General features: G+C 62.0%; 4 protein-coding genes and 2 pseudogenes. 4 read left to right on the plus strand and 2 right to left on the minus strand.

What is annotated here, in order from left to right; translation table 11 throughout:
• The first annotated feature begins 838 nt into the window (after positions 1–838).
• The 3 genes and pseudogenes from BVER_RS23660 to BVER_RS23675 all read left to right on the plus strand — a co-directional run bounded on the left by BVER_RS23660 (position 839) and on the right by BVER_RS23675 (position 5115).
• Entirely contained in the window at positions 839–1462 is a 624-nt protein-coding gene (locus tag BVER_RS23660) for a nuclear transport factor 2 family protein (RefSeq protein WP_332309147.1), read from the plus strand.
• Positions 1459–2314 (plus strand): annotated as a pseudogene (locus tag BVER_RS23670) (glycogen debranching enzyme N-terminal domain-containing protein). The gene BVER_RS23660 and the pseudogene BVER_RS23670 overlap by 4 nt, the downstream one beginning before the upstream one ends.
• 66 nt (positions 2315–2380) lie before the next feature.
• Positions 2381–5115 (plus strand): annotated as a pseudogene (locus BVER_RS23675) (MGH1-like glycoside hydrolase domain-containing protein).
• 184 nt (positions 5116–5299) lie between these two features.
• On the opposite strand, the gene BVER_RS23680 reads toward BVER_RS23675, so the two are convergent.
• Together BVER_RS23680 and BVER_RS23685 are read right to left on the minus strand one after the other, a co-directional pair.
• The gene (locus BVER_RS23680) at positions 5300–5521 is read right to left on the minus strand and encodes a hypothetical protein (protein WP_050455363.1); all 222 of its coding nucleotides are present in this window, start codon (positions 5519–5521) and stop codon (positions 5300–5302) included.
• On the minus strand, positions 5511–7820 hold the full coding sequence (locus BVER_RS23685) for an FdhF/YdeP family oxidoreductase (protein ID WP_050455364.1): 2310 nt from the start codon (positions 7818–7820) through the stop codon (positions 5511–5513). Before BVER_RS23685 ends, BVER_RS23680 begins: the two co-directional genes overlap by 11 nt.
• A 136-nt stretch (positions 7821–7956) precedes the next feature.
• Between BVER_RS23685 and BVER_RS23690 the strand changes: the two genes are divergently transcribed.
• A complete protein-coding gene (locus BVER_RS23690; RefSeq protein WP_050455365.1) occupies positions 7957–9384 on the plus strand; it encodes an aminotransferase-like domain-containing protein in 1428 nt (475 codons plus the stop codon).
• The last annotated feature ends 151 nt before the right edge of the window (positions 9385–9535 follow it).

A 9535-nucleotide genomic window follows, 5' to 3' on the forward strand; every position in this document is an offset into this window, starting at 1 on the left:
GGCGAAGTTCCAAACTCCCAGGAAACCATTCAGATCAATATTGCTTCTGGGAGTTCTGGGAAACACGATCTTCCGGCGGCCCCTTGCCACCCTTGACTTCGACTAATTCTGAAGGGCCGACTAAGTACTTCAGCCCGGCCCCGGCACGGAAGCTTAGACTTGGCACAGCAATAGCGAGTGTCTTCACGGTACGCCCCGGCGCTGGTTCCCATGCGATTGGCGCTTTCTCGCCTACATCGGTAACGGTCCCCTTCGGCTTACTCCGGCCCGCTTCGCGGCCGGTTTAGGGCCGTTCAGACAACCGGCAGATGATCAGCGAAACGACCTCGCACACGGCATCGCGTTCTTCGTTATTCGGCCCTACCTCGGTGAGGGCTTTGATTAAGCTTCAAACGCTGTCGCAGGTCTACCACATTAATCAAGGTTGCTGAGTTTCTCTAAGCCGCACTCGGTCGTGCGCGCAGTGACACCTTTCCTGTTTTGTCGGCACTTCATGCGCGAGTAAGGCGAGCTTTGTTGCCTCGCTTGGCATGCTGAATCCGCATGCATTTTCATCGAAGCACTAACCAAGGTAGGGCCGAATAACGATCAAAGCGATGACGTATTCGAGGTCGTTTCGCTAATAACCTGCCGGTGGCCCGAACGTACCTAAACCGGCCGCGGAGCGAGGCCGGAGTAAGCCGAAGCGGACCGTTACCGTGGTGGGCGAGAAAGCGCGAATCGCATGGGAACCAGCGCCGTAACGTACCGCGAAGACACTCGCTACTGCTGTGCCAAGTAGAAAATCCTGTGCCGCGGCCGCTCAAGAAGGTGCTTAGGATCGGCAAAGCGGCTTTCTTTGGTTACTTTCTTTGCCGCCGCAAAGAAAGTAACCCCCCCCGCCGGAAAGGCGGCTACTGCCCAAACACCACAACAAACACGAAAAAAACACCAACCAAAAACCTACTGCATAATCAACGCACCCCCGCCGCGTAAGCAAGAAAGCCAAAAAATGCAAAACGCCGAATTAATAGAGAATTTCTACACAGCATTCCAATCGCTCGATGCGGAAGCGATGTCCGCATGCCACGCCCCCGATGTCCGCTTCGAAGACCCAGCCTTCGGCCCCCTACACGGCCGCGAAGTGAGCGACATGTGGCGCATGCTGCTAGCTCGCGCCGACGACTTCACGCTCGCGGTCAGCGACATCAAATCAATCGGCCAATCGGCAAGCGCACATGCCACCGCACGCTACACCTATTCGGCGACCGGCCGCTTCGTGGTGAACGAAATCCAGACGCGTTTCGCGATCCGCGATGGCTTGATCGTCGAGCAGACAGATTCGTTCGATCTATGGCGCTGGAGCCGTCAGGCACTCGGCATCAAAGGCTGGCTATTCGGCTGGTCCCCGAAGATGCGCGAAGAAATCCAGACGCAAGCACGTCGCGCGCTGAAGCGATATCAGAACAAGGCCCCGACATGACGCGCATCGAATCCTTCGACGATGCGCGCCTCGACGACGAATGGCTCGAAGCCGATGCCTTCGGTGGCTTCGCTTCGGGCACCGTCGGCACGGCGCGCACGCGGCGCTATCACGCGCTGCTGCTGACCGCGACGCAACCGCCCGCCGGACGCGTCGTGCTCGTCAATGGCGTCGGAGGCGAATGGCGCACGCATCCCGCTGACCATGCAGCGCTATGCGCCCGACGTGCTGTTCCCCGATATACGCACGAAACTCCTGTCCTTCGATACCCACCCGTGGCCGACATGGCGCGTAAGCGTCGCCGAAAACGTGGTGCTCGTCGCCGAAACCTTCGTCGCGAAAGATACCGCGGACACCGTGTTGCGCTGGCGTTTCGAAGGTCAAACGATGCCCGTGCATCTGAAAGTGCGCCCGCTGTTATCGGGCCGCGACTATCACGCGACGCATCACGAAAACCCCGCGTTATCGTTCGATGCAAGCGCGGACGGCGGCCGCGTGCATTGGCAGCCCTACGCCGATCTGCCCGTGATCGAAGCGAGCACGAACGGCCATTACGAACACTCGCCCGACTGGTATCGCAACTTCTGCTACACGCGCGAACGCGAGCGCGGCATGGACTTCACCGAGGATCTCGCGACGCCCGGCGTCTTTACGTTTCAACTCGCGCACGGCGAAGCGGACGTGCGCGAGCGCTTCCTTGCGCCGCTCAACGCGCATCTCGACCGCTTCGGGCTCGATCATCTCTGCGAAGTCGCCGATGGCGACGCGCCTCATACGCCCGGCGGCACGCCGTTTCAGGCATGGTCGCTGGCGGAACTGTTGCGCATCGAAAAGCTCATCGGCGTGTCGTGATGTGGGCGCGCTTCACGCGATCGCGCTACATTACGCGGTTGATCTATCGCATTCGAGGAGACGTTCATGCCCGCCACGCGCACCGTCAATCAGATCGACACAATCGAAGGTTCGCGCTTGCATTCCGATGCCTGTCCGCGCTGGCAGCGCTGGGGTCCGTATCTGAGCGAACGCCAATGGGGCACGGTTCGCGAAGATTACAGCGAGTCCGGCACCGCATGGGATTACTTTCCGCACGAGCATGCGCGCAGCCGCGCGTATCGCTGGGGTGAGGACGGCATTGCCGGATTCGGCGATACGTCGCTCGGCTGGTGCGTGTCGCTCGCGCTATGGAACGGCGCCGATCCCATCATCAAGGAACGTCTGTTCGGCCTGACGAATCAGGAAGGCAATCACGGCGAGGACGTAAAGGAGTTGTACTTCTATCTCGACGGCACGCCGACGCATTCCTACATGCGCATGCTGTACAAGTATCCGCAGGCCGCGTTTCCTTACGCCGATCTCGTCGAAGAAAACGCGCGGCGCGGCGGCGACATGCCCGAATACGAAGTGCTCGATACCGGCGTGTTCGATGACGGCCGCTATTTCGACGTGCAGGTGGAATACGCAAAGCACACCGCCGACGATATCGTCATGCGAGTGACGGTGGAAAATCGCGCGGACCATGCCGCCGCGCTCGACGTGCTGCCGCAGATCTGGGCGCGCAATACGTGGTCGTGGAAGCCGACGCCGATCAAGCCGTCGCTCAAACTGCACGACGCGAACGGCGCGCAGTCCGTACGCGCCGAACAGGTCGGCCACGAACCGATGGTGATCACGTCATGGTCGCCGGATGCCGACACGTTCGAGTGGCTCTTCTGCGAAAACGAAACCAACGTGAAGCGTCTGTTCAACATGGACGGCGCCGGTCCGTTCAAGGACGGCTTCAACGATTACCTCGTGCACGGCGATGAAACCGCCATCCGCCGCGATACCGGCACGCGCGCGGCGGCACGGATGCATCTCGAACTCGCGGCGCGCGGCCGCTCGGTCGTCTATCTGCGCTGGCGTCCCGAGTCCGCGCCCGACGACACCCCCTCGACGCCGATGCCTTGTTCAAGCGGCGTATCGCGGAAGCGGACGAGTTCTATGGCGCGCTGCAACGCGAAATCGCCGATGCCGATCAGCGGCTGGTGCAACGTCAGGCGCTCGCGGGCATGTTGTGGTCGAAGCAGTATTACCAGTTCGATGTCACGCGTTGGCTCGACGGCGATCCGCTGTAACCGACGCCGCCCAAGCAGCGCCGTCACGGTCGAAACGCGGACTGGCGTCATCTGTGTAATGCGGACATCGTGTCGATGCCGGACAAGTGGGAATATTCGTGGTACGCATCGTGGGACCTCGCGTTTCATGCGGTCGCGTTTGCGCTGATCGATCCGGAGTTCGCCAAGCGTCAGTTGCTGCTGCTGGTGAAGGACCGCTATCAGCATCCGAACGGACAGTTGCCTGCCTACGAATGGGCATTCGGCGACGCCAATCCGCCCGTGCATGTGTGGGCCACGTGGCGCGTCTACGAGATTGATCGCGCGATCACCGGCAAGGGCGATCGCGATTTTCTGGAACTCGTGTTCCACAAGTTGCTGCTGAATTTCTCGTGGTGGGTCAACCGCAAGGACGCGGACGACCGCAATATCTTTTAGGGCGGCTTTCTTGGGCTGGATAACGTCGGCATCTTCGATCGTTCCGTGCCGCTGCCGACGGGCGGTCATATCGATCAGGCCGACGGCACCGCGTGGATGGCCGCCTACGCGCTCGATCTCATGCGCATCGCGCTCGAGCTGGCGTACGCAAACCACGTATTCGTCGATATCGCGGTGAAGTTCTTCGAGCACTTCCTGTATATCGCCGAGGCCGTGAGTTGCGAGGACAATTGCGACACTGGGCTGTGGGACAGCGAGGACGAATTTTTCTACGACAAACTGCGTCTGCCCGATGGTTCGAGCGTGCCGATGCGCATTCGCTCCATTGTCGGGCTGATTCCGATGTTCGCCGTGCATGTGCTCGAACCGAACGTGAATCACGCGCTGCCCGGATTGCGCGACCGGCTGCACTGGTTTCTGGAGCATCGCAGCGACCTGTCGCGGCTGGTGTCGCGCTGGAATATCGCGGGGCAGGGCAATAGCGTGCTGCTGTCGCTGCTGCGCGGGCATCGCATGAAAGCGCTGCTTAAACGCATGCTCGACGAGAGCGAGTTTCTCTCCGATCACGGCGTGCGGGCGTTGTCGCGCGTGCATCGCGACGAGCCGTTCACGTTTTATCACAATGGCGACAGCTTCAGCATCCGCTATCTGCCGGCGGAATCGAACTCGCGCGTGTTCGGCGGCAATTCCAATTGGCGCGCGCCGATCTGGATGCCGGTCAACTATCTGCTGATCCAGTCGATCCGCGAGTTTCACCGTTATTACGGCGACGATTTCCGCGTCGAGTATCCGACCGGCTCGGGCACGTTCCTGTCGCTTGAGCAGATCGCGGACGAACTCGCGCGCCGCCTCACGACGCTGTTTCTCCTCGATCGCGACGGCAAGCGCCCGGTGATGGGCGCGTATCCGCAATTGCAGGCCGATCCGCGCTCGCGCGATCTCGTGCTGTTCCACGAGTATTTTCACGGCGATAACGGGCGCGGCGTGGGCGCGTCGCATCAGACGGGCTGGACGGGGCTGGTCGCGCTGCTGCTGCATCCGCACGCGATGGGGCCGTCAGGCGTGGTGCCGCGCGCCGGCGAAACCGACACGCAAGCTCAGGAACTCGCGAGCGCGAAGTAAGCAGGATCAAAGAGACGAAATGACATCAGGAACGGCGTCGCGCGCAGTTGTCAAGCACGCGATGGAGAACAAAATGAAACAGATCAGTGCGTATTCCCTGAGCGGTTATCAGCATGGCCTCGGCAGGCTCGGCAAGGTTCATGTCGAGAACGAACATTGCCCGCCGGTCGGCATGATTTTTCTCTTATTCGCGGTCGCCATGTGCAGCGGCATTTTCTTCGCCGACCGCTTCGACAGCATCGCGCTGGGCTGGATCGCCGGCGTTGCTATTCTCGCCATGATGGGCGCGCTGATCGACAAGCGTTTCAGCGGCACGGACGCGCTGGAGTGCCGCATCGCGCATCGGCAAAGGGCGCGTCGCGGCGCGCTGAACCTCGCGCCGTCCAACGACGACGTCACGCTGCAATGGCAGATGTGGAGCGCGTCAACAACACGGGAATGGACTTCGACGTTGGCGTACCGGCGCCATCCGCAGTCGATGACAGCGGCACGAGCGGGTTGGTTTCAGGATAGTACGCGCCGAGACAGCCGCGCGGAATATCGTATTCGACGAGCCTGAAGCCGTCCGCGCGGCGCTCCACGCCGTCATCCCAGACGCTGGTGATATCCACGAACTCGTTGGGCTCGAAGCTCAGCATGTCGATATCGTCGCGGTTGGCAAACAGCACGCGGCGCTGGCTGTACACGCCGCGGTAACGGTCGTCGAGACCGTAGATGGTCGTGTTGTACTGATCGTGCGAGCGCGTGGTCATCAGCGTCATCAGGCGTTCGCCGTGCAGTGCGCGGGCGCGATGGATCGGCGTATCGGTGGCGATGTTGTGAACGATGAACTGCGCGCGGCCGCTCTTGGTTTTCCAGATTCGATCGCGCGACGCCACGCCCAAATGAAAGCCGCCCGGCTGCTTGAGGCGCTCGTTGTAATCGTGGAAACCGTCGATCACCTTTTCGATGCCATCGCGAATCAGCGCGTAGTCGGCGGCATGCGCGAGCCAGTCGACTTTCGCGGAACCGAGCGTCGCCTGCGCCATCCGCGCGACGATCGCGGTTTCCGACAGCAGATTCTCCGAAGCCGGCCGGTTCATGCCATAGGAGATATGCACCATGCTCATCGAATCTTCCACGCTCACGCCTTGCGGCACGCCGTTCTGCAGGTCGATTTCCGTGCGGCCGAGCGTCGGCAGGATCAGCGCGTCGCGGCCGTGCACCAGATGACTGCGGTTGAGCTTGGTCGTGATGTGAACCGTCAGATCGCAGGCGCGCATCGCTTCCCAGGTGCGCGGGGTATCGGGCGTCGCAATCGAAAAATTCCCGCCCAGCCCGATAAACACCTTCACCTTGCCTTCGAGCATCGCGTGAATGGTTTCGACGACGTCGTAGCCATGTTCGCGCGGCGGCTCGAAGTCGTAGGCCGCGCCGAGCCGGTCGAGAAACGCCTGCGTCGGCTTTTCCTCGATGCCCACCGTGCGGTCGCCCTGCACGTTCGAATGGCCGCGCACCGGGCATAGCCCCGCGCCGCGCTGGCCGATATTGCCGCGCATCATCATCAGGTTCGACAGCAACTGAATGGTCGGCACCGAGTTCTTATGCTGCGTGAGGCCCATGCCCCACGTCGAGATCACCGCGCGGCCTTTCACGTAGATGTCGGCGAGATTGAGAATCTCGTTTTTCTCCACGCCGGATTCGGGCACGATCGCCTCCCAGCTTTCCGCGCGCAGATCGTCGGCGAAGGCGTCGAAGCCGACCGTATGTTCCGCGATGAAATCCACGTCGAGCACGCGTTCCGTGCCGTTCGCGAGCGCCGCATCGTCGAGCTCGATGACGCGCTTGGCCACGCCCTTGATCAGCGCGAAGTCGCCGCCCACCTTCGGGCGCACGAACACCGAACTGATTTTCACGCCCTTCGGCGACAGCATGTCGAGCGTGTGCTGCGGGCTCGCGAAGCGCTCCAGCCCGCGCTCCTTCAGCGGATTGATCGACACGATGGTCGCGCCGCGCTTGGCGCAATCGCGCAATTCGCCGAGCATGCGCGGATGGTTCGTCGCCGGATTCTGGCCGAACAGCAGCAGCGTGTCGGTGTGTTCGAAGTCGTCGAGCGTCACAGTGCCCTTGCCGATGCCGACCGTATGCGGCAAGCCGCGGCTGGTCGCTTCGTGGCACATGTTGGAGCAATCGGGGAAATTGTTGGTGCCGTACATGCGCACGAACAACTGATACAGGAACGCCGCTTCGTTGCTGGCGCGGCCGGACGTGTAGAACGCGGCGCGGTCGGGATCGTCGAGTTGTTTGAGATGCGCGGCGATCAGCTCGAAGGCATCGTTCCATTCGATCGGCACGTAACGGTCGCGCCTGGCGTCGTAGACGAGCGGATCGGTCAGGCGGCCGTGCTGCTCGAGTTCGTAATCGCTTTGCTCCATCAGCGACGTGACCGTGTGTTCCTCGAAGAACGCGGGCGTCACGCGCTTGCTGGTGGCTTCGGCGGCGACGGCCTTCACGCCGTTTTCGCAAAACTCGAAGGTCGATGCATGCTGGCGATCCGGCCACGCGCAGCCGGGGCAATCGAAGCCGTCCGGCTGATTCTGCTTGAAGAGCGTCTTGTAGTTTCCGCCCGCCACCTTCTCCTTGACGAGATTGATGGCGACCTGCTTGAGCGCGCCCCAGCCGGCGGCGGGATGCGTGTACGGTTCGATGCGCGGAGGATTCTTCATGGCGTGTGCGTGTGCAAAAACAGCGGAGCATGCAATGTCACCAAGCGTACTGTGTTCCAAAAAGCACGCGGCGCACAAAAAACGTAAAAAAGGAGGAGTACAGTTACGGTGTTTTCTCCTAGACCGGACGAACCGCGTGAAGCTCTACGAAAAACTCGCCGATGAAATCGAGGCCGCCGTGCGGCGCGGCGTGTTCGCGCCGGGCGAGAAAATCGCGTCGGTGCGGCAGGCGAGCCAGCAGCACGAGGTGAGCATCAAGACGGTGCTGCACGCGTATGCGTTGCTGGAAAGTCGCGGCGTGCTGGAAACGCGTCCGCAGTCGGGCTACTTCGTGCGGGCCGTGCCGCGCGCGCCCGCCGCGCCGCTCGCTCGCGCGATCGCCGTGGCGTCGGAGGTGGATGTAAGCCGGCTCGTGCTGTCCACGCTGCGCAGCATCCGCGCGCACGATGCCGTGCCATTCGGCTCGCCGTATCCCGATCCGGGGCCGTTTCCGTGGAAGCGCATCAACCAGTACGCGAACGCAATCGCGCGGCGGCATTCGAGCTGGAATCTGATCGACGATCTGCCGCCCGGCAATCCCGAGCTGATTCGCCAGATCGCGCGGCGATACGCGGACAACGGTGTGCCGGTGGATCCGGAGGAGATCGTCATCACGGTCGGCGCGACGGAGGCGATCAACCTGAGTCTGCAGGCCGTCGCGAAACCGGGCGATACGGTCGCCGTCGAATCGCCGACTTACTACGCGATGCTCCACGCGATCGAGCGGCTCGGCATGCGCGCGATCGAGGTGCCGACGCATCCGGTCGAAGGCATCGACATCGACGCGCTCGCGCAGGTCATCGCGCGCCGGAAGATCGCCGCGTGCATGGTGATGCCGAATTTTCAGAATCCGCTCGGTTTTCAGATGCCCGACGAGCGCAAGCGGCGGCTCGTCGAGTTGCTGTCGGAGCACGAGATTCCGGTCATCGAGAACGACGTGTATCAGGAGCTGTATTACGGCGATGCACGGCCCTCGGCACTGAAGAACTTCGATACCAAAGGGCTGGTGCTGCATTGCGCGTCGTTCTCGAAGAGCCTGACGGCGTCGTACCGCATCGGCTGGGCGATGCCGGGGCGTTTTCGCGCGCAGGTCGAAAAGCTCAAATTCCTCAACACGCTGACGACGCCGTCCGTGCCGCAAGTGGCCGTCGCCGATTATCTGCGCCAGGACGGTTACGACCGGCATCTGCGGCGCGTGCGCAAGTTGTATCGGCAGCAGGCGCGCATCATGATCGCGATGGTCGAGCACTTCTTTCCGACAGGCACACGCACATCGACGCCACAAGGCGGCTATGTGTTGTGGGTCGAACTTCCGCCGCACGTCGATTCGATGAAGCTCTACCGCGCCGCGCTGGAAAACGGCATTACGGTCGGGCCGGGCACCATGTTTTCGACGCGCAATGCGTTCGGTCATTTCATCCGGCTCAATTACAGTTATCCGTGGACCGCGCAGAGCGAGGCGGCGTTGCGGCGGCTGGGCGAACTGGTCGCCGAACTGGATGCACGCGGTGCACACAATATCTGAGTGCGCCGGTAGACCGGCAAGGAGTAGGTGGTGAAAGTCCACTGCGATGAAGGAGGAGCGAACCACATCGGCCCCGAGCCGTGCGCAGGTCACCGCGAGGTGATCGGCGAAGCGTCGGCAGGGGAGCGTGCGGGCCAGCCATTGAGCCGCG

Source organism: Candidatus Burkholderia verschuerenii (assembly GCF_001189365.1).
Lineage (GTDB): Bacteria > Pseudomonadota > Gammaproteobacteria > Burkholderiales > Burkholderiaceae > Caballeronia > Caballeronia verschuerenii.

Excerpts from the sequence above, each read along its gene's own strand:
- BVER_RS23685 (WP_050455364.1), bottom strand. The coding sequence starts at position 7,820 with ATGAAGAATCCTCCGCGCATCGAACCGTACACGCATCCCGCCGCCGGC.